Annotated in this window: 17 protein-coding genes; 5 read left to right on the top strand and 12 right to left on the bottom strand. The window is 34.1% G+C overall.

The window, feature by feature from the left end; all coding sequences use genetic code 11:
• Window positions 1–2 precede the first annotated feature (2 nt).
• From MP478_RS13065 to MP478_RS13120, 12 genes are all read right to left on the bottom strand, one after another.
• Window positions 3–671 (bottom strand): hypothetical protein, encoded by a 669-nt coding sequence (locus MP478_RS13065; RefSeq protein ID WP_257200694.1) that lies wholly within the window; start codon window positions 669–671, stop codon window positions 3–5.
• A gap of 44 nt (window positions 672–715) precedes the next feature.
• Entirely contained in the window at window positions 716–1,591 is an 876-nt protein-coding gene (locus MP478_RS13070) for a glycosyltransferase family protein (protein ID WP_257200695.1), read from the bottom strand.
• A gap of 3 nt (window positions 1,592–1,594) precedes the next feature.
• On the bottom strand, window positions 1,595–2,773 hold the full coding sequence (locus tag MP478_RS13075; protein WP_257200696.1) for a glycosyltransferase family 4 protein: 1,179 nt from the start codon (window positions 2,771–2,773) through the stop codon (window positions 1,595–1,597).
• Window positions 2,774–2,783: 10 nt separating this feature from the next.
• On the bottom strand, window positions 2,784–3,365 hold the full coding sequence (locus tag MP478_RS13080) for a DapH/DapD/GlmU-related protein (protein WP_257200697.1): 582 nt from the start codon (window positions 3,363–3,365) through the stop codon (window positions 2,784–2,786).
• 1 nt (window position 3,366) lies between these two features.
• Window positions 3,367–4,263 carry a glycosyltransferase family 2 protein gene (locus MP478_RS13085; protein ID WP_257200698.1) on the bottom strand — a complete coding sequence of 299 codons (897 nt, stop codon included), beginning with the start codon at window positions 4,261–4,263 and terminating at the stop codon, window positions 3,367–3,369.
• Window positions 4,263–5,363, bottom strand: a complete 1,101-nt coding sequence (locus MP478_RS13090) for a DegT/DnrJ/EryC1/StrS aminotransferase family protein (protein ID WP_257200699.1) — start codon at window positions 5,361–5,363, stop codon at window positions 4,263–4,265. The genes MP478_RS13085 and MP478_RS13090 overlap by 1 nt, the downstream gene beginning before the upstream one ends.
• The gene (locus MP478_RS13095) at window positions 5,360–6,418 is read right to left on the bottom strand and encodes an acyltransferase (protein ID WP_257200700.1); all 1,059 of its coding nucleotides are present in this window, start codon (window positions 6,416–6,418) and stop codon (window positions 5,360–5,362) included. The genes MP478_RS13090 and MP478_RS13095 overlap by 4 nt, the downstream gene beginning before the upstream one ends.
• A 458-nt stretch (window positions 6,419–6,876) precedes the next feature.
• Window positions 6,877–8,136 carry an ABC transporter ATP-binding protein gene (locus MP478_RS13100; RefSeq protein WP_257200701.1) on the bottom strand — a complete coding sequence of 420 codons (1,260 nt, stop codon included), beginning with the start codon at window positions 8,134–8,136 and terminating at the stop codon, window positions 6,877–6,879.
• A gap of 45 nt (window positions 8,137–8,181) precedes the next feature.
• Complete coding sequence (locus MP478_RS13105; protein WP_257200702.1) at window positions 8,182–9,030, bottom strand: ABC transporter permease; 849 nt, start codon at window positions 9,028–9,030, stop codon at window positions 8,182–8,184.
• Between the two features lie 173 nt (window positions 9,031–9,203).
• Window positions 9,204–10,067: a glucose-1-phosphate thymidylyltransferase RfbA gene (gene rfbA, locus MP478_RS13110; protein ID WP_047484947.1), complete on the bottom strand. Its 864-nt coding sequence runs from the start codon at window positions 10,065–10,067 to the stop codon at window positions 9,204–9,206.
• 187 nt (window positions 10,068–10,254) lie between these two features.
• Window positions 10,255–11,334 (bottom strand): dTDP-glucose 4,6-dehydratase, encoded by a 1,080-nt coding sequence (rfbB, locus tag MP478_RS13115; protein ID WP_257200703.1) that lies wholly within the window; start codon window positions 11,332–11,334, stop codon window positions 10,255–10,257.
• 5 nt (window positions 11,335–11,339) lie between these two features.
• Window positions 11,340–12,653 (bottom strand): UDP-glucose/GDP-mannose dehydrogenase family protein, encoded by a 1,314-nt coding sequence (locus MP478_RS13120; protein WP_257200704.1) that lies wholly within the window; start codon window positions 12,651–12,653, stop codon window positions 11,340–11,342.
• Between the two features lie 215 nt (window positions 12,654–12,868).
• Here MP478_RS13120 and rimP point away from each other — a divergent pair, with 215 nt between their 5' ends.
• From rimP to MP478_RS13145, 5 genes are all read left to right on the top strand, one after another.
• Window positions 12,869–13,336 (top strand): ribosome assembly cofactor RimP, encoded by a 468-nt coding sequence (gene rimP / locus MP478_RS13125; protein WP_230033936.1) that lies wholly within the window; start codon window positions 12,869–12,871, stop codon window positions 13,334–13,336.
• Between the two features lie 17 nt (window positions 13,337–13,353).
• Window positions 13,354–14,589, top strand: coding sequence for a transcription termination factor NusA (nusA, locus tag MP478_RS13130; protein WP_209800360.1), 1,236 nt, complete (start codon window positions 13,354–13,356; stop codon window positions 14,587–14,589).
• 76 nt (window positions 14,590–14,665) lie between these two features.
• Window positions 14,666–17,614, top strand: coding sequence for a translation initiation factor IF-2 (gene infB, locus MP478_RS13135; protein WP_230033938.1), 2,949 nt, complete (start codon window positions 14,666–14,668; stop codon window positions 17,612–17,614).
• A 632-nt stretch (window positions 17,615–18,246) separates the two neighbouring features.
• On the top strand, window positions 18,247–21,039 hold the full coding sequence (locus MP478_RS13140; RefSeq protein WP_257200705.1) for a SusC/RagA family TonB-linked outer membrane protein: 2,793 nt from the start codon (window positions 18,247–18,249) through the stop codon (window positions 21,037–21,039).
• Between the two features lie 12 nt (window positions 21,040–21,051).
• A complete protein-coding gene (locus MP478_RS13145) occupies window positions 21,052–22,491 on the top strand; it encodes a RagB/SusD family nutrient uptake outer membrane protein (protein WP_257200706.1) in 1,440 nt (479 codons plus the stop codon).
• The last annotated feature ends 293 nt before the right edge of the window (window positions 22,492–22,784 follow it).

A 22,784-nucleotide genomic window follows, 5' to 3' on the forward strand; every position in this document is an offset into this window, starting at 1 on the left:
TCTTAAATATACTTTTGAGTTAATGTTTCAAGGTAATTTTCCGGGCTTATTCCTGAGAAGAAAGTGATGATCTCTTCCTCAAAATCTACTTTATAAAAGTCTCCTTCATCTACTTCTGAATAACAGGCTTTTTGATAAGTCTCTTTTTCAATCGCACGGATAATTTCTTTTAAATCAAAATTGTACGGAAATGAAAAATTAATAATCTTATTATTAACATGTAAGCATTGTGATTCTAAGAACCTGGAAATATCTTCTATATCCAAAAGCAGTCTTCTGGCTTTAGTATGGAGTGTAAATTCAGTTTTGTTCGCGATCTGTGTTTTAAGAAAATTAAAAAGGGTATTGGGATTTCCGCCTTTACCCACAATATTTCCGATTCTTAAAATTACATAATCCTCAATATTGTTCTTTATATAGTCCTCAATCTTTTTTTTATGAATGACGTAGAGACTCTTCTGTTTGGATTGGTCAAGAATGCTTAAGGTGGAGAAATAGACCATTTTTTTTCCTTTATTTTGTTCATATACCGTTTTTAAAAGAGAAAATTCTCTTTCAAACTCGGATGTTCGTGTTTCCAAAGAGTTGGAAACTCCTGATGCAAAATATAATATATCGTTTGTATCAATATTCATTAATGAATTGGCAATAAGCCCTGTTCCTATAATCATATTCTATTATATTTTTTCTTCACCATAGTGAAAGTAATAAATTTTTAGTTCTCAGTGTTTGTGTTTATCTTTCTGTTGATACTCTTGTGGTATCTAATATATTTAAAATACTTCTTTGTAATAATCAGATGATCATTAAAAGTAAGTTTTTTAGGATAAAATTTTAAAGTAAATACTATGTTTTTTGTATTTATAGGATAATAAGTGAAATAGTTATATAAAAAACCAAGGAAACTCTTTTTTTCAGTTTCAGAATCTGATTTTTTTTGGAAAGTTAAGTGATTGTTTTCCCTTACCAGAATAGTATTGTCCAGCCAGAGTTTATCCCGATTTCCCTTTGAAAAATGTTCTATGAGAATATCATCTATCACATAATTCTGAAGTTTTTTTGACACTCTGAGGCTGAAGTCCAAATCATAGCCATGAAAACCCTTTAATATGGTTTCGTTAAATTTGAATTGAGCGTAATTTTCTTTTTTAATGGCCATAAAAACACCATCTACAGCAAAAACCTCTTCTCTGTTTCGCTTGGTGGAGTGGATTAGAAATGAATCTGTATTGCTTTTATCCCCTTGTAATATATGTACAAAATTATATTTCTCTGAAACTGTCCAGCTTGAAGGAGCAGAAGGGACATATGAAGATCCTGCAATGCCTATGATTCCTGTGTTTTCTTTACTTAAATGTTTATTAAGCTTTTCTCCCCAACCTTGAGTATGGAATAGAATATCTTCATGTATAAAAAGAAGATTTTCGTATTTTGCTTTTTCAGCTCCTTGGTTGTATGCCTTACAGATCCCCATTAATCCGGGGTTGTCAATTTTAATTAGTTCGTAGGAACTGCCAATAGTTTCCTCTATATTTTTTTCGAGAGCAGAAAAAAACTTCGGAAGATAGGAGGAGATAATAATGGAAATCATTTTTTAAAGTAAGCTATCAATTATAGTGAAAATTTTACCGGCCAGTTTTTTATCAGAATATTCATTTTCCAGTCTGTGGTGAATGTTTTCTCCATAAGTTTCCCGCAAGCTGGAATTGAGCATAAGGGTAACTACTTTTGCTGCCATCACCTCCAAATCCAGATACGGAATAAGAACCCCATGATCATTTTCTAAAAATTCTACTGCGCCACCACTTTTTTCAAAAGCTATAATGGGCTTTTTAAGTTTCGCTGCAGTAAGCATTACCAAAGGGAAAGGGTCTTCACGTGACATCAGAATAAAAATGTCAAAAATATTGATATAGTCATTAGGGGTCTTGTTATGATCAATAAAAATCATACTATTTTCTATTCCTAACTTTTCTGCATCAAGCTTTGCACATCTTACGGCAGGACTTTTTGAATTACCACCGAGATTGATGAATTTAAACTCGAGATCGGTTTTTTGTTTTATCTTCTGAACCAACATAGGAACCATGTCCGTTCCTTTCCTTAATTCCTGAGAACTTGCAATTCCAATGATTAATTCATTATTTTTAATATTTAACTCACTTCTTAAAGTGTCTTTGTCTTTTTGGATGGTAAGAGCCGTATCAACAAAAGAATGTACAGCAGTGACTTTTTGAGGGTTTGCGTTGTACTTAGTGATGAGGTTGTCTGCAACGGCTTGTGAACCTGCGATGATTTGTGTGATGTTTGAAATATTTTCTAAAACAAATTCTTTAGAATATGTACTTTCAATTCCAAAACTCAGCTCATGAATAGCAACGATTGTCGGAATATTCTTTTTGTAGAAAGGGAGTGCCCAAATTAGTGATTCCATTGTATTTCCATAAACCAGATCATAGTTGTTCTCAAGAAGTATATTGGTGATTTTATCAATTTTATCTTGTTGCGTTTCTGTTTTCCTGAAAACAAGGGACTGAATTCTTTTTAAATTTCTCTTAAGAAATGAGAAGGATTGCAGATGATAATGTGCTACAACAATCTGGTTTGATACTTTTGCAAATTCTTCATATAATTCTCCGCCTCTGATCAATAAGACATCAATGATATAGTTTTCCTTTTCCTTCTTTAATCTTTTTATTAAATCTAAAACAAGAATCGGAGCGCCTGATAAAGAGGCTTCGTGGGAAATGAATAATATTTTTTTTGTATTCATTTTAAAGAGATTAAGAAATTAAATTTTGTTTATTTTTCATAATTGTGTTTGAAGGAACAGATTGATGTATTACACATCCTGCCCCAATAATGGAGTTGTCTCCAATAGTAACACCTTTTAATATAACGGTATTACTTCCGATCCAGCAGTTTTTACCAATTTTAATAGGTTTTTTTGTGTATTTTTCTTTTTCTATGGAAAGATTTTCATTCTTATGGATTAAATGATTATGATCATATAGTCTTACGCCTTCACCGAAAATAGTATCATCTCCAATTTCAATATTGTCTAAACAATTAATTGAGCAATAGTTATTAAAGAAAACTCCCTTTCCGATTTGAAGCTTGGCATTTGGGAAAACTAAAATGCGGCCATATTCTCGGATTAAAAAATTTTCACCAATTGTGATAGTTCCCAATTGATTATTTTCACCTTTGAAAATTTCTGCATCCTTTGGAAAAAAGCTGGAATGAATGTTAACATTAGATTTTGAAGTGAACATGTTCCATTTTTCCTGTTTCTTTCTTTTTTCATTATTCTCAATAAGAGTAATGATTTTTTTTGCAAAGTTGTTTTTTAATCTTGTAAACATTTTAGAAAAATTTATATTTCAGATTATATAATTTTGCCGGGAAGCCATACTTTAAACATATATCCAGCCAACGTTCTTTACCTTTATATTGGGAATATTTTTCAGAAACCTTTTGAATTTCTTTTTTATCGGTAGACGTTAGGTAAATCTTTTTAATGTCATTATTTATTTTTGTTTTATTTTCAAGATTGCTGTCGTATTTTAATCTTAAAAGAATTTCTTCTACAAAAACGATTCTTTCTTTTATTTTGGAAATGTTTTCATCATGTTTTCTATGATATGCTAAATTTTCAGGTACAAAATCAATGAAATAGTTTTCATTAATCCTAAGCCACCTGTCATAGTCTTCAATGAGAATATTTTTATCATAATGTCCGGTTTCAAGTAAGACTTTTCTTTTGGTCAAAGTAGCTAAAGCCGGGATGAAATTCATTTTTTTTAACGTCTTTTTAAATTGATTTTCATTCTGGTAAAAATTTAGATTATCAATATAATTGATCAGGCTTTTGTCCTCTTTTATAATAAAACAACTTGAAAAAACCATTCCGAAACGATCGCTTTTATTCTCTAAAGAAGCAAGACATTTTTCAAGAAATTCAGGATGGAAATAATCATCAGCAGCAATGATATTTACATATTTACCCTCCGTCATTTCAATACATTCATTAAGTGTGGTTGCAAATCCCTTATTAATTTCGTGAAAATTCGTTTTTGCGTGAATATTATTTTCTTTCAACCAGTTTTTTGTGATTTCTACGGAATTATCCGGAGAAGCGTCATCAGCAACGATAAGCTCCCAATTTTTATAAGTTTGGTTTTTAATACTGTTCAGACACTCAACAATAAATTCTGAGTGTTTGTAGGAAACCACTATGAAACTTACCAGAGGACTTTCCATTAAAACTTGTTTAATAATTCTATAATTTTTGTTACGGCTTCATTTTCCATCACAGGAGAAATAGGAAGACTCAATACTTCTTTATGAATTTTTTCACTGATGGTAAAAGATTGAGTATTCCATTCTTTGTATGCTTTCTGTTTATGAGGAGGAATAGGGTAGTGGATCAAAGTCTGTACATTATTTTCTGCAAGATATTTTTGAAGCTCATCTCTTTTTTCAGTTCTGATCAGGAAGATATGCCACACATGTTCACTTTCATTTTCAGGGTTTTCAGGAAGAATAATGTTAGAGTTTGAAATTTCATCGACATATCTTCGTGCTATTTTTCTCCTTGTTTCATTCTCTTCATCAATGTATTTTAATTTAATATCTAAAACAGCAGCCTGAATTTCATCAAGACGAGAATTTAACCCTTGGTAGATATTGACATATTTTGTATTTGAACCATAATTAGCTAAAGCTCTTATCGTTTTTGTTAACTCTTCATCATTGGTTGTAATTGCACCTGCATCACCTAAAGCTCCTAAGTTTTTTCCTGGATAGAAACTGAACCCCGCTGCATCACCAAGATTTCCTGTTTTTATACCATTCCACTCAGCTCCGATAGCCTGGGCATTATCTTCGATGATTTTTACATCATATTTTTGAGTAAGATTCTGTAATTCTTCAGAGAAAACTACTCTTCCATAAAGATGAACAATAAGAATCCCTTTCGTTTTAGAAGTGATTTTTTCTTCAATTTTTGAAATATTAATATTATAGGTATTGATATCCGGTTCAACTAATACAGGGACTAATCCGTTGTCTGAAATGGCAAGAATGGATGCTATATAAGTATTGGACGGAACAATAATCTCATCACCAGTACTCATGATGCCTAATTCAATATATGCGCGTAAAATGAGCCGTAATGCATCTAAACCATTAGCTACTCCTATGGCATATTTTGCTCCGGTATACTGGGCAAGATTTTGCTCAAAACTGGCAAGTTCTTTTCCCATAAGATACCAGCCGGAACGAAAAACGTCAATAAGCTTGGCTTCAATCTCCTGCTGATATTCTAAATTAATTTTTTGTAAATCGAGGAACTTAATCATGAGAATAAATTTTTTATTTTTTTGTTGAAAGGTTTCTCTATTATTTCATAAGCAAAAATACTTGCAATAAGTGTAATAGAAAACATTATTAAGGCTAGAGGGATACCGGTAAGGTGAATTCCCTTTATATCATTATATTTAAGTGTGTAAGTTATGACTAAATAATGAATTAAATAAAATCCAAAGCTAATCTCTCCTAAATATACAAGCCATTTCCATGAAAAAAAAGTTGTAATCCAAGTTATATTTTTCTCTGAAATAAAAGAATTTGCAGCAGTTAGGATAATTAGACACATTGGTGGCCAATAGTAAATTGAAAATCTATAACTGATAGGAAAGTTGTTATGAAAAATGAAAAATAATACCAGGGTAGACAGAGCTCCTATTTCAAAAAATGTACGTATGCTCTTTTGTAAGCTTATTTTTTTATTTTTCAGATAAAGGGCAACATCAAATAACAGAATTCCTAGAATAAAATCAAAAATTCTTGTGAAAGGTGAAATATAAAGCCAATAATGGCTTTTTTCTTCAGGTAAAAAATTATTTAGTACTATTAATAATGATACAAATATTATTAATAATAGTATTTTAAATATTCTACTAAATTTAAAACTAATTCCGATTAAAATAGGAAATAAAGCATAAAAAAAAATTTCATCAGAAATGCTCCATGAAGGTGCATTGAATGAGAAAAAATATTTTTGGTCAGGGATATAGCTTTGAATCAAGAAAATATTATACAACAATATTTTGAAACTACTATACAGCATTGGTATAGAAATCAAAATTGTTACAAGATATAATGGATAAATTCTGGCAAATCTGGCTATATAGAATTTTTTTAAAGTAATTGTTTTATTCTTAAACTTATCTCTATAATTTAACGCGAGGATGAATCCACTCAATATGAAAAAGAAACTAACTCCCAAAAATCCTTCTGAAAATATATCGTTAAACATAGTCTTATACCTCTCGTCCTCTTTTAAATAGGATAAATGGCTTAAGAAGACAAAGAATGCAAAGAAGAATCTTAAAGAAGTTAATGGTTTAATCATTTTTCAACAAATCATGATTTTGGAATTGATAAAAAATTTCCTTCGTTGTCCATCATATTTAGATCTAATATTTCACCTTTTGAGATGATGTAGCCTGTATATTGGGCTAGATTTTCAAGAGCAGGAATATTTTTGCTCTGAACGTCAGTTAATCTATGTGTTTTATAATTCATTCCGTATCTTAAAAAAATGATCATAATCCTTCTCAGACACAATAAGTAGTTGGAGAATTGGTTAAAAAATCCCCAAACCTTCTCCAATACATTTTCAGGTGTATAATCTGTAATAAGAGCGTTCTTAATAAATACTCTTTTTCTCCTTTATCATTTGTGATGATATCAACTTCCTGATAATGCAGTGATGAATTCCTACTGCTCTTTAAAAGCGCAGATTCCTCTTAATCCTATACCTAACATAAATCGAGTTATGTCTTTTTAGAAGTTGTATCGTCTGAGGTATCATGGCGTTTGTACATTATAGTCAAAATTAGGTCTCATAATTCCGGGATAGATGTGAAGTTTGCTGCCTACTTTTACATTTTCAACTTCAAAGCCAACGAAGTTATCAACTCCAAATAATACTTCAGTTTGATTTCTCCCGAAGATCAGTTTAAAATAATAATTGCCTGCATTGATAAGGCCTGCCGGAATATCAAATTCTACCGTATAATCACCTGTTTTGGAATCTTCATTCTCTGTAATAAGCTTTCCTACATGGAAGATGACAAGTTCTTCGTAATTTCTTAATTCAAAAGTCGTATCCAGATTAATATTGGGGCAATTATTTTGGAAAATAAGCTTTACCCTTATTCCTGAATCAATGTCAATCAAATTTCCGAGAATAGGACTAACAGAGAATTCTTTTATTCTGATATTTTCGTTTCCTAAAGCCTCATTAATGTTGCCGTTAAAATAATAAGAACTGGCTTTTGTACTGCTTTTTTGATACTCAATAATAGTACTTAGCATATCTCCTTCATAGGAAAGAGTCCCTTGGTTAAGAAGGATACCTTTATTACAAAGCTCTTTTACAGCAGTCATATTATGACTCACAAAAAGAATAGTTCTTCCCTCTCCTTTAGTAACATCCCCCATTTTACCGAGACATTTTTTCTGAAAATCAGCATCTCCTACCGCCAGTACTTCATCTACAATTAAAATTTCGGATTCCAGGTGGGCTGCAACAGCAAATGCAAGTCGGACGTACATTCCTGAAGAATATCTTTTTACTGGAGTGTCAATATATCTTTCAACACCTGAAAAATCTACAATTTCATCAAATTTACGTTTGATCTCTTTTCGGGTCATTCCTAAAATGGCTCCATTGAGAAAAACATTTTCACGACCCGTCATTTCAGGGTGAAAACCTGTTCCTACTTCCAATAAAGAGGCTATTCTTCCATTGGTATATATTTTTCCTGTTGTAGGCTTTGTAACTTTACTTAAGAGCTTTAGGAGGGTAGATTTTCCGGCACCGTTTCTTCCGATAATTCCTATAGCATCACCCTGTTCAATTTCGAAATTAATATCGCGGAGAGACCAGACGTAATCTGAATTGCCTTTGGAAGCTCTGTCATTAGTTTCACCAATTTTTAAATATGGATCTTCTTTTCCTCTTACTTTATGCCAGAACCTGTTGAGGTCATGAGATAAAGTACCGGTCCCGACTTCACCCAGGCGGTATTGTTTTGATATGTTTTCTGCTTTTAAAGCTAGCATGTTTTAGAGTTTTAAATTTTTTTATTCAAGTGCTTTCATGTTCACTTATACTGTATCCATAAATGTTTTTTCAACTTTGTTAAAAGTAACTACTCCTACCACAAGAAGAATTAAAATGATAACCGTACTGGTTATTAGCATTACGGGAGAGAAATCACCTACTCCCAGCCAGCCATATTTGAAACATTCAAAAATACCGGTTAATGGGTTGAATTTTGCTAACTGCTTAAAATATCCGGGAAGCATAGATACAGGATAAATAACCGGAGTCGCATACATGTATAAAGTGATCCCAAAAGCCAACAGCATGCTTAAATCTTTATATTTTGTAGTAAGAGCTGAAAAAATCATTCCCATTCCCAATGCAAATAAAGCCATGAGAATGAGTAGAAATGGAGTTGCCAGTATCCATAAATTAGGTGAAATTTCATGATTAATAAAATAGTATGCCCAGACCATAAGGAATAAAATAAACTGAACACTTAAACGCATCAGGTTTGAAATGACAATTGAAATAGGGGTTACTAACCTTGGAAAATATACTTTGCCAAAAATATTGGCATTTCCGGTAAACGTTGCTGATGTCCCTAATAATGCCCCGGCAAAATAATTCCACAAAGTAACTCCTGCAAGATAAAATATTGGGCCAGGAGCGCCATCTGTAGGAAGCTTTGCAAACCTTCCGAAAATAATCAGATAAGTGATCGTGGTAAAAATAGGATTGATAAAAAACCAGATAGGTCCTAAAATAGTTTGTTTGAAGCTTGATATAAAGTCCCTTTTTACAAACATGTAAACAAGGTCTTTATATTTCCATACTTCTTTAAGCTGGATATCAAATAAAGAATGATTGGCTTCAATTGTTTCTGTCCACTTTTGCTGTGGTTCATTCATCTGTGTAAGTTTTTACAAATTTATAATAATTAATTCTTACTCTATTTCTTCGTTTTATGAATAATTGTTCACATAAAAGCGAAAATCAACAACTAATATATTGATATTTGTTGTTATAAACAAAAACTATTGGCCATAAAGCCAATAGTGTGTGGGATTTACAAATTGTTTTTTTATTTACGGATAAGCTGTTTCAGGTATTCACCATAGCCGCTTTTGCCATATTTAGCTGCTGTTTCCAATAGCTTTTCTTCGTTGATAAATTTATTTCTGAAAGCAATTTCTTCAATACATCCGATCTTGAAGCCTTGTCTTTTTTCAATAACACTTACAAATTCTGAAGCATCATGAAGGGAATCGAAAGTTCCTGTATCCAGCCATGCGGTACCTCTGTCCAGTACACCTACCTCAAGATTTCCCTGGCTCAGATAAACATTGTTTAGATCCGTGATCTCCAGTTCACCTCTTGCAGAAGGCTGAATGTTTTTAGCAATGTCTACTACACTGTTATCATAAAAATATAAGCCGGGAACAGCATAGTTGGATTTTGGCTGTAAAGGCTTTTCTTCAATAGATATTGCTTTAAAGTCATCATCAAATTCTACCACACCATATCTTTCGGGGTCTGCTACGTGGTATGCGAAAACAACACCTCCCTCCGGATTGGTTTTATTTTTTAATAAAGTTCCCATCTCAGAACCGTAGAAAATATTATCACCAAGAACTAATGCTGCAGGATCATTGCCAATAAACTGCTCACCGAGAATAAATGCCTGTGCCAGCCCGTCCGGACTTGGCTGTACCACATATTCTATATTACATCCTATCTGGGACCCATCACCTAAAAGTTTGATAAAACCAGGCTGGTCATGAGGAGTGGTAATGATCAATATATCCTTAATTCCTGCTAAAAGAAGCGTAGAAAGAGGGTAGTAGATCATAGGTTTATCGTAAACAGGCATTAGCTGTTTGCTTACCGCAATGGTTAAAGGGTATAGTCTTGTTCCGGATCCTCCGGCTAATATTATTCCTTTCATATTATTTTTTGTTTTCTACTGCATAGCCTGTGTGATTTTAAATCAACAGGTAGGTAATTTAACCTTTTTCTATGCTTTTATAAAATATGATCAGTTCTTGAGGTCTTCTTTTTAAAATATATAGAAGAGTGATCTGATCAAATTTTAAAATTGTTTTTTTATACGTAGTTCCTTTGGTGTATGGATACTAGTTATATTGTTTTTCGTAATATTTTTGGTAATCTCCGCTGGTTATATTCTCAAGCCATTCTTTATTTTCAAGATACCAGTCTATTGTTTTTCCCAGACCTTCTTCAAAGGTTACTGAAGGCTTCCATCCCAAATCTTTATTAAGTTTAGTAGCATCAATAGCATAACGCTTGTCATGGCCAGGTCTGTCTTTTACAAAAGTGATCAGTTTTTCAGAATGACCTTCCGGCTTTCCTAATTTAGCATCCATTTGTTTGATAAGCTCTTTTACCAGATCAATATTCTGCCACTCATTGAATCCTCCAATATTGTAAGTTTCCCCTGTTTTTGCTTCATTGAAGACCTGGTGGATAGCTCTGGCGTGATCAATTACAAAAAGCCAGTCTCTGGTATACTTTCCATCACCATAAATAGGTAAAGGCCTTTCATTAATGATATTTGAAATACATAAAGGAATCAGTTTTTCAGGAAAGTGATTGGGTCCGTAGTTATTAGAACAGTTGGAAACGATGAAAGGCATTCCATACGTGTTACCATAAGCTCTTACCAGGTGGTCAGAAGCTGCTTTTGATGCAGAATACGGAGATTGAGGATCATAAGATGTTGTTTCTAAAAAGAATCCTGTTTCTCCTAAGCTACCATATACTTCATCGGTAGATACGTGGTAGAATAAGTTTTTTCTTTTTTCATTCGGAAATCTTCCATGGGTATGATCCGGGTTTAAAGTCCAGAATTCCTTACATAGATTAAGAAGATTGGCTGTTCCGTTTACATTCGTGTTAATGAATGCCATGGGGTCCGTAATACTTCTGTCTACATGACTTTCTGCAGCTAAATGTACTACTGCATCAGGATTGTATTTTTCGAAAACCCTTCTTAATTCTTCAGGTTCTGTAATGTCGGCTTTTTCGAAAACATAATTAGGTTCATTTTCAATATCCTTTAAGTTTTCTAAATTTCCGGCATAGGTAAGAGCATCAAGATTGATGATCATACCATCCGGGTTATTCTTCACAAATTCTCTTACAACATGTGAACCGATAAATCCGGCACCCCCAGTGATAATTATATTTTTCATTTTGTCTATTTTAAAATTGTTCTTCTTCCTATACTTTTATAATAAAACCCATTCTGCTCAGGAACTTCTAACGGGTACATGTTTCTACCGTCAAAAATAGCTTTATCCTTCATTTTTTTCGACATGAGTTCAAAATTGGGATTTTTAAACTCCGGCCATTCTGTAGAGATAAATAGAGCGTCTGCACCTTCTAAAGCATCATACATTCCTTTGGCGTATTGTATTTTATCACCAATTACTTTCTTGACGTTACTTTCTGCAACAGTATCATAAGCTATGATTTCAGCTCCCTTTTCCAATAACAGGGCAATATTATCTAAAGAAGAGGCTTCCCGGATATCATCCGTATTGGCTTTAAAAGCTAATCCCCATATAGCAATTTTCTTGCCTTTAATATTTCCTCCGAAATATTTTTCTATTTCAGACACGAGAATTACCTTCTGTGCCGTATTTACATTTTCTGTAGCTTCTAAAATCTGGAAATTGAAATCTTCCTGCTTTCCGGATTTAATAAGTGCTTTTACATCTTTAGGAAAACAGCTCCCTCCATAGCCGATACCCGGAAATAAAAAGCGGTGTCCAATTCTGTCATCACTTCCCATTCCCAGTCTTACCTTGTCCACATCTGCACCTACTTTTTCACAATAGTTGGCAATTTCATTCATGAAAGTAATCTTTACTGCTAAGAATGAATTGGCTGCATATTTGGTAAGTTCTGATGATTTTTCATCCATGAAGATGATTGGAATCCCAGTATTGGTAAAAGGCTGGTAAATTTTAGACATAATTTCCTTCGCTCTTTCAGAGCTTGCTCCTACAACCACTCTTGATGGGTTCATGGAGTCTTCCACAGCAAAACCTTCTCTTAAAAATTCCGGATTTGAAACTACATCAAAAGGAATGTTTGTTTTGGAAGATATGACGCTGCTTACTTTATCAGCAGTTCCTACAGGTACTGTACTTTTATTGACAATAACTTTATATTCTGTCATCATCTCACCAATATTATTGGCTACCTGAAGAACATATGAAAGATCTGCTGAACCATCCTCGCCGGGAGGAGTGGGCAGTGCCAGATAAATGACCTCACTTTTGTCTAAGGCTTCTTTCAGATTGGTAGTGAAAAATAATCTCTCAGACTGTATGTTTCTTAGAAACATTTCTTCAAGATTCGGCTCATAGATGGGAACTACGCCGTTTTTCATACCTTCAACTTTTTTTTCATCAATATCAACACAGTATACTGAATTGCCAAGTTCTGCCAGCGTAGTTCCTGTAACTAATCCTACATAACCTGTTCCTACAATCGTTATATTCAAAATGTTTGGTTTTTAAAATTCAAGACAAAAATAATAAAAATACTTTCATATGCTCGTTTAATTTAAGGTAAATAGAATTTATGCTATTTGCTTGATAATAAGATAATTTTGCTTTTTTAGAAAAAAAGCGTATATTTGCATTGGATTTACGGGAAAAATGAGAAGGCTTCGAAAGAAAGCCTTTTTTCGTACTATAAATCAAGATAAAACAATGTATGGAGTTTAGAAAAAGAATTGAAGAATTATTAAATGAATTCCTTGAGACCAGAAAAGATCTGTTTCTTATTGATCTTAAATTTTCTGCAGGGGATGACATTACAGTGATTTTAGATGGCGACAATGGAGTTTCTTTGCAGGATTGCCTTGATGCAAGCCGTGCAGTGGAATTCAATATGGATCGTGAGGAACATGATTTTAGCCTTCAGGTGATGTCTGCAGGACTTAGTGAACCGTTGTCTATCCCAAGACAGTTCAAAAAGAACTTAGGACGAGAGATTGAAGTGATGTTGGAGGACTCTTCTAAAATTGAAGGAGAATTATCTAAAGTAGATGAAGAGAAGATTACCCTTGTTTTACGTTATCGTAAACCGAAGGATATCGGGAAAGGGAAAGTTGATGTAGAGGAGGAAAAAGAAATTCCTTACTCTGAGATCAAAAAAGCATTGGCAGTAATTAAATTTTAAAAAAGAAAAAAGAATAGATGGATAATATAGCGTTGATTGAATCCTTTGGTGATTTTAAAGACGAAAAAGGGATCAGTAAGATTGATCTTATGGCAATTATTGAAGACTCACTGAAAACTCTTTTGAGAAAAAGATTTGATTCGGATGATCATTTTGATGTGATTGTAAACCCTGATAAAGGAGATTTTCAGATATTTTTAAATAAAACAATTGTAGAAGACGAAATGTCTGAAGACGATGATCTGGAGATTGAAATTTCTGAGGCTAAAAAAATTGATCCTACCTTTGAAGTAGGAGAAGATTTTACAATGGAAATTCCTGTTGCGCAATTAGGAAGAAGGAATATTCTTACCCTAAAGCAAATTTTGGCTACAAAACTTCAGGAGCACAATAATGCAATGCTGTATGAACAGTTTAGAGATAAAATCGGGGAAATAGTTGTAGGGGAAATTCACCATATCCGTCATAAGCACGTGATTTTGTTGGATGATGAAGAGAATGAATTTATTTTACCGAAAGAAAATCAGATCCCATCAGATTTCTTTAAAAAAGGTGAGAATATCAGAGCTATTGTAGAAACAGTAGACTTTAAAGGTTCTAAACCACAGATTATTATTTCCAGAACTGCACCTAAGTTTCTTGAAAAGTTACTAGAACTGGAAATTCCTGAAATTCAGGACGGAACAATTATCTTGAAGAAGGCCGTTAGAATTCCTGGAGAAAAGGCAAAAATTGCAGTAGATGCTTATGATGACAGAATTGATCCTGTAGGTGCCTGTGTAGGTGTGAAGGGATCCAGAATTCATGGGGTTGTAAGAGAGTTGAGAAATGAAAACATCGATGTTATTCAGTGGTCTAAAAACCCTGAGATTTTGGTGAAGAGAGCTTTAGGAAATGTTACAATTAATAAGATTGAAATCAATGAGGATACTAACTATGCATTGGTATATACTCCGGTTGAGGAAATCTCTAAAGTAATTGGAAAACAAGGTCAAAATATCAGACTGGCTTCTTGGTTGACAGGATATGAGATTGATGTATACAGAGAGTCTAGTGAGGATGACGACGTTGATTTGAGAGAATTTAATGACGATATCGAGCAGTGGATTTTGGATGAATTTAAAAAGGTAGGTCTTACTACTGCAAAGTCGGTTTTAGATAAAGAAACTGAAAGTCTTTTAAATATGGTTGATCTTGAGGAAGAAACTATTGAAGATGTAAAACGTATTTTAAGAGAAGAATTTGAAGATTAAGATTTTAATAAATTTTAATAAGCAGTAAAAAGAAATACTTTAATTTTAAAAATTAAAAAAATAGTAAATAATATAGATGCCAAAAATAAGATTAAATAAAGCGGTTAAGGAATTCAACATTTCGATGTCTAGATTAGTGGAGTTTTTACAAGCTAAGGGAATCGAGGTTGAAAGCAATCCTAACGCTCAATTAGAAGAAGCGGCATATTCTGCATTGGAAGCTGAGTTTGCCAAGGATGGTGAACAACGTAAAGCTTCCCATGAGGTGGTGATCACAAAGGTTCCGGAAGAGAAACTGGAAATTGAGAAATCCCCTGAAGTAATAAGAGCTAAAGCTAGTAAACCAGAAACTAAGATTTTAGGTAAAATAGACTTGGAGGCTAGAAAGCCTGAAGTTGAAGAAGCTCCTGCAGCCCCTGTAGCAATACCGGTTGAAGAAAAGAAAGAAGAAATAGTGAAAGAAGAACCGGAAGTGAAAACAGCGCCTGAGAAGCAGGAATTTAAAGTTTTGGATAAGATTGATTTGTCTCAGATAGAATCTAGAAATAGACCTGTGAAAAAAGACAAACCAAAAATGGAGGAGAAAAAAGAAGAAGTGAAACCTGTGGAACCAATAAAAGAAACTCCAAAACCGGTTGTAGAGGAGAAAAAAGTGGAAACTCCAAAAGTTGAGGCTGAACCGGAGTCTCAGGAACCACAAAAGATTGAGACAGTTTATCAGAAGCTTGACGGTCCTAAGATCGTTGGAGAAAAGATAGACTTAACTCAGTTTGCGCCAAAACCAGGTTCTGGAGCAAAAAAGAAAAGAAAAAGAATTGAAAAACCCGGTGGCCCGAATAATAATCAGCAAGGTCAGGGGAATAATCAAAATTCTGGAAACAATAACCAAGGTGGTCAAAACCAAGGAAACCGTCAGAATAATAACAATGGCGGACAAGGTGGGAACCGTCCTCCGGGTCAAGGAGGCCAAGGAAACCGTCCTCCAGGACAAGGTGGTCAGGGTGGTGGAAACCGTTTTGGAAACAACCAAGGTGGCGGAAATCGTCCGGGTCAAGGTGGTGGCTTCAAAAAAGGAGGTCAAAACAACAGACCTGGTCAGCGAGTTATGCCAGTTGAATTAACTGACGAACAAGTTAAAAATCAGATTAAAGAAACTCTTGAAAAACTTACCAATAAAGGAGGTAAGTCTAAATCTGCTAAACACAGAAAAGACAAGAGAACGTACCGGAGAGAGCAGGATGAGCGTCAGCAGGAGCTTGAAGCACAAGACAGAACGCTTAAGGTAACAGAATTCATCACAGTAGGTGAATTGGCCAGCTTAATGAATGTTTCACCAACAGAAGTTATTTCTGCTTGTTTCTCATTGGGGGTAATGGTAACCATGAACCAGAGATTAGAAGCTGATACCTTATTATTAGTAGCAGATGAATTTGGTTATAAAATTGAATTCTCAGATGCTGATCTTGAAGAAAGCGAAAGCGAAGATGAAGTTGATAATGAAGAGGATTTAGTGAGCAGAGCTCCAATCGTTACAGTAATGGGACACGTTGACCACGGTAAAACTTCATTACTTGACTACGTAAGAAAAACCAATGTAATTGCAGGAGAATCCGGAGGGATTACTCAGCACATAGGTGCTTATAATGTGAAACTGGAAAACGGTCAGAGAATTACTTTCTTAGATACACCAGGTCACGAAGCATTTACGGCGATGAGAGCCCGAGGTGCTCAGATTACGGATATTGCTATCATTGTAATTGCGGCTGATGATGATGTAATGCCTCAGACGAGAGAAGCTATTTCTCACGCTCAGGCAGCGGGGGTACCAATGATTATTGCATTGAACAAAGTAGATAGACCAAGTGCAAATCCTGATAATATCAGACAACAGCTTTCCGGGATGAATATCCTTGTAGAAGAATGGGGTGGAAATGTTCAGGCGCAGGAAATTTCTGCAAAATTTGGTAACAATATGGATGTTCTATTGGAAAAAGTATTACTTCAGGCAGAAATGCTTGATTTAAAAGCTAACCCGGATAGAAATGCTCAAGGAGTTGTTATTGAGGCTTCACTAGATAAAGGAAGAGGATATGTTGCCACGATGTTGGTACAAACCGGTACTTTAAGAGTTGGAGATTATGTAGTGGCTGGTAAAAACCACGGTAAGGTAAAAGCAATGCTTGATGAAAGAGGAAGAAACCTTACAGAGGCGGGTCCATCTATCCCGGTAACTATTTTAGGGTTGGACGGAGCACCAACAGCAGGTGATAAGTTTAAAGTATATGAAGATGAAAGTGAGGCTAAAACTATTGCCAATAAGAGAGAACAACTTCAGAGAGAGCTTTCAATCAGAACGAAGAAGCATACTACGCTTGAAGAATTAGGTAGAAGAATTGCTTTAGGAGACTTTAAGGAATTAAATATTATTCTGAAAGGTGACGTGGATGGTTCAGTTGAAGCATTATCTGATCAGTTACAAAGATTGTCTACAGGTGAGATTAACGTTAATATTCTTCATAAAGGAGTAGGTCAGATCACAGAATCTGATGTTAACTTAGCGGCTGCTTCAGATGCTATCATTATCGGATTTAACGTAAGAGCTGGTGCTAATGCTAAAGATCTTGCGGATAGAGAAGAAATTGAAATCAGAAACTATTCTGTAATTTATGCAGCAATAGAAGAAGTGAAAGAAGCTATGGAGGGTATGCTTTCTCCTGAAATTAAAGAACAGGTCATCGGTAATGTTGAGATCAGAGAGGTGTTTAAAATCTCTAAGGTTGGAACAATTGCCGGTTGTATGGTTCTTTCAGGAAAAGTAGCCAGAAACTCCAAAGTAAGAGTATTGAGAGATGGTATTGTTAAGTTTGACGGAGAGCTTGAAAGCTTGAAGCGTTTCAAAGATGATGTGAAAGAAGTAACCAAAGGTTATGAATGTGGTCTGAACCTGAAAGGATATAACGATATTGAGATCGGAGATATTCTTGAAGTTTATGAACAGGTAGCTGTTAAAAAGAAGCTAAAATAATATCATAAATAAATATATTATTAACCTGCCGTTTCAGAGAAACGGCAGGTTTTTTTATGGTATTTCATTTCAAAAATACTATCCGATGTTGATTTTATTAACCATTAATGGATTATAGATTTATATTTTTTAGTTTGATTAAAAACAACGGTTAAGGTCAATTTTTTCCTTGTTGGATAGTGTAATTCGCTTATATACTTAACTGTATGGTGAATTATAAAGGATGCATTATTTTCTATTGATTCAATTTATTTTTTAAGTATATCCCTTATTTTGGTTTTCCACTAATGATTGTGGTTTTCTGTAATGTGTTGGAAATGTGGGATGAATGGATGGTTTTAGTATTTTTATAGTCATTTTAACCTTAGAGAAAGCAAGTTTTGGCAATAAAATAATTTAGAATCATTATAAATAAAAAAAAATAAACTACGGATTGATTATTTATAGTGTGTTATTTTTAATATATTTTAATTTTATGGTATTTTTTTACTTTAAAAATTGTTAAATATTTATAATTTAAGCTCAATACCAAGTGAATTGTTAAAATTATACTATTTAGTCAAAGTGAAAAATTTGCTAGTGTTAATATTTATTAACATATTTGTTGCTAAAATATATTAAAATTTGTTAATATGAATGTTAAACTATGTGTATTGAGTGTGGGGGCTTTGTTTTTCTTGGGACAAACTGCTTTTGCACAGACAACAAAAAAAGATACAGCAAAAACTAAAGTAATTGATGAGATTGTTGTAGTTGGGGTACAAAAAAAGAAAAAAAATGAAATTACCCAGGCTGTTTCTGTAGTAGGTGGTGAAGAGCTTACTAGAATGTCCGCTTCAAGTACCGGTATTACAAACATGCTTCAGGGTAAGATGTCTGGTTTGCAGGTATCTACCAACTCTGGTAAACCAGGAGAACCAGGGTCCATCAGAATTAGAGGAGCTGTCAATGTTTCTGCTACAATAGGAGCTTCAGATCCATTGTTTGTTGTAGATGGTATTTATATGACTCAGCGTCAGTTCAACTCCATTCCTGCAACAGATATTGAAAGTGTTACGGAATTAAAAGATGCCGCTTCAACTGCTGTATATGGAGCTAGAGCTGCTAACGGGGTTATTGTAGTGACTACAAAAAGAGGTAAGTCTGGAAAACCAGCGATCACTTATGATACAAGATTTGGTTTTGCTTATAAGCCGAAAGACAAGAACTTCACAATGATGAATACTGCTCAGAAGATTCAGTTTGAGAACGAGATGTCAGGATTAGGAGTGAATCCAAACCCGGTTTATACTCCTGCAGAAGCTGCAGAATTAATGGCACAGGATCATGACTGGTCTAAAGATATCTTAAGAAATTCAGCAATTCAATATCATAACCTATCAGTAAGAGGTGGGGGAGAAACTAACTCATACTACGCTTCTTTGGGATATGATTCAGATTCTGGTATCCTACAGGAATTAGATGGATTTAAAAGATACAATGCCCGATTCAACTTTGACCAAAAGGTTAGTGATAAAATGAAGCTAGCTTTTGATTTTGGTATCATTAATGTTAGAACACAGGATCAGAGATTTTCTTATAATGCATTAAGCCCGTTTTATTCAATTTATACATTGAATTCATATGAGCCTATCTATAATGCAGACGGTTCTCTTAATCCTACAACCAACTCTATTAACCCAATTGATCTTAGAAGAAATGAGGTTACTACAGACTGGAGAACAAGAATTTCAGGGCAAATATCCGGTTCTTACGAATTCTTTAAAGGGTTAACATTCAAATCTACGTTCGGAAATATTTATGATCTTAGAAAGAATAAGTACGTAGTGAAAAAAGGGTCTGATATTGCTAAAGTATATGGTACTCCAGATGGAAGTATCAGAGATACAAGGTCAGATTTCTGGACGTATGTATTTAACAATAGATTTGACTTCTCAAGATCATTTGGACAGCACAAAGTGTCAGCAGTTGCTGCATTTGAATATAGCCAGGAACAGTTCGGAAGTTTATCAGGAACAAAAAGAGTAATGTTGGGACCTGATGTTACTGATGTGGGTTCTGCCTCTACTCCGTTTGCTATTACGGGTAGTACAACAACAACAAGATATGTGAGTTTATTAGGAGTAGTTGACTACAACTATGCTGGTAGATACTTATTATCAGGATCTATCAGAAGAGATGGAAACTCAAGACTAGGACAAGATAATAAATATGGTAACTTCTGGTCTGCTTCAGCAGCATGGAATTTAGCAAAAGAATCTTTCTTTGATGTTCCTTTCTTCAATGATATTAAATTTAGATATAGTATCGGTACAACGGGTAATATATCTGCTCTTGCAGATTATCAAAACCTTATTACTGTCGTATCAGGTGATTATGGTACAGATCCTACAGCGGGTCCTTCTAATGCATATGGACAGCCAAACCTTAAATGGGAGTCTAAAAAATCTCAAAACTTAGGGGTAGATGTGGCGATGTGGAATAACAGAATTAAATTAACTGCCGAAGTATTTAAAGATGACAGAAAAGACTTCTTGTATGCAATTCCTAATACACCACTTGAAGGAGGAGGTTATATTTATTCAAGTGTTACCAATGCTGGAAATATTGAAATTAAAGGGTTAGAATCTGAATTAAGTATTGATATCATCAGAAGTAAAGATATTGACTGGTCTGTAAGAGGAAATATCTCTATGCTTAAATATAATGTAAAAAGTTTATATGGAGATGCTACCCAGCTTAGCTTAGATGGTACTACATTTATGCGTGTGGGTGATGAGCCTACCGTGTTCAAAATGGTTAAGAGTGCCGGTGTAGACCCTACCAATGGAGATGCATTGTATTATAAACTGGATGGTTCTGTTACCAACGTATATAGCTCCGGTGATGCGCAGTTCCTGTCAGGAAAATCTACTTTACCAAGTGCGTATGGTGGTTTTGGAACTACATTCAGATATAAAGGATTTGATTTAAATGCAGATTTTTCTTTCCAGACTGGAGGATATAGCTATAATATTATGGGGCAAAACCTTTCAGATTTCTCTGCATACAACCAAAACTTGAGTACGGATGCGTTTAATTACTGGAAGAATCCGGGAGATACTAATGTGTTGCCTAAGCCAAATGTTAACGGTCTTCAATCTACAGATGCATTTTTACAGAAAACAGATTTTGTAAGATTGAGATCAGTGGAAATAGGATATACTTTTGATAAGAAATTCCTAGGTGAGTCCCTTCCTGTAAATAGTATCAGAGTATATGGTTCTGGTCAGAACTTAGCTCTTTGGACTAACTATACAGGAGATCCTGAAGTTGCTTTAGCCTCTGAGACACAGTCGAATGGAGCGTTTATTCCAGGATCTATCAGTTTATACAATTATCCAAATACAAGAACATTCCTAATGGGAGTGCAAGTTAACTTCTAATTCAATTTTCTCATGAAAAAAAACATAGTAAGAATAGTATTATTTACATCATTAGCTTTTACTGCTGCATCATGTACTGATGACTTAACAGTATTGCCGAATGATAGATTGGTTTCGGATACCTATTACACAACTGAAAGTGATTTTAGAAAAGGTGTAGATTATGCTTATGATGCGTTTAAGATTTCAGGATATTATCAGCAGGATTATACACAATTAATTGTTCCTGATGTTATTTCAGATAACTTAATTCAGAATCCTCAGGGAAGAAGATCAAATAACGATGCATACAATTTCAATTTTGCAGGAGATGTGGATGCAGTTGTTTCTGTTTATGGAGCAGGATATGCTGTGGCGGCAAGAGCCAATGCAGTTCTTGATAAGATTGGTAATTTAGCGCCGGGTGCATTCAGAACTAATATTGAAGCAGAAGCAAGAGGTATTCGTGCAATAGCTCACTTTGATATTGTAAGAAGATATTGTAAAATACCTACACAATCTGCTGATGCAGGTACTTCATTAGGTATTGCTTATGTAGAAAAGTTTGACCCATTTCAGTTAGTTACAAGAAACCTGAATGTAAATCAGGTATATGATAAAATTATTGCTGATTTACTTTTTGCAGAGCAAAATATTACTCAGACTGCCAACGTAGGTAAGCTTAGAAAACCTGCTATCCAAGGGATGTTATCAAGAGTATATTTGTACAAAGGTGATTATGATAATGCCATTCTTTGGGGCCAAAAAGCGTTAGCTTTAAGCCCTAGCGTAGGAGCTATCGGTACCTTCAAGAATATCTGGAATGATACTTCAAGTGATGGAGTATTGTTTAAAATACTTAACTCAAGTATTGAGAATATCAAAACAGGTTCGGCTTATAACCAAACTGTTGGTGGGCAAATTAAGTCAGAGTATGTAGTAGATTTCGATTTCTATAATAAGTTCGCTGCTACAGACATCAGAAAAAGTTCTTATATTACTACTTCTCCATTCCTTACAAAAACGTATAATAACGTTATTAAATACAAGCAGGCTACTGATAAGCCAATTGAGGCGGTAGATGTAAAGTATTTAAGAACTGCTGAAGTTGTTTTAAATGTTGCAGAAGCAATGTTTAAGAAAGGAAATGAAGCAGGAGCTCTGGGATTATTAAATACTTTAAGAGCGCAGAGATATACTGGATTTGTACCTGGTACAGAAGCCGGACAAGCTCTTTGGAATGCAATTATGCTGGAAAGAAGATTAGAATTAGCATTTGAAACAGACAGATTCTTTACATTAAAAAGACTTGCTCTTCCAATTCAAAGGTCTAACTTTGGTCCGGAATCAACTGGTGCAGGGAATCCGGCACCTGTGTTGAGTCTTCCTGCTTCCAGCCATAAGTGGCAGTGGCCAATCCCTCAAACTGCAATAAACAATAACCCACAGATTCAACAGAATCCTGGTTATTAATAATAATCATCAATTGTTATAAACAAAAAAACCTGCTCTTAGCAGGTTTTTTTGTTTATAATTTCTTTACATAGTATAAATAAAGTATATATTTTGCTGTTTTTAATTCTTGATAGGATTTTATTAATTAACATGTAATATTTTAAAAAATTTTATAATCATTAAAACTGCTATTTGTGTTTATTTTTTTCTTAATAAATTATTGTATTATGAAAAATAATTAACATAAATTATCAAAAGTTAAATTTTTTTTTAGTTAAAAAATAGAAGTTGATGTGCTTGGAACGGCCTGT

Source organism: Chryseobacterium sp. WG14 (assembly GCF_024586945.1).
GTDB lineage: Bacteria > Bacteroidota > Bacteroidia > Flavobacteriales > Weeksellaceae > Chryseobacterium.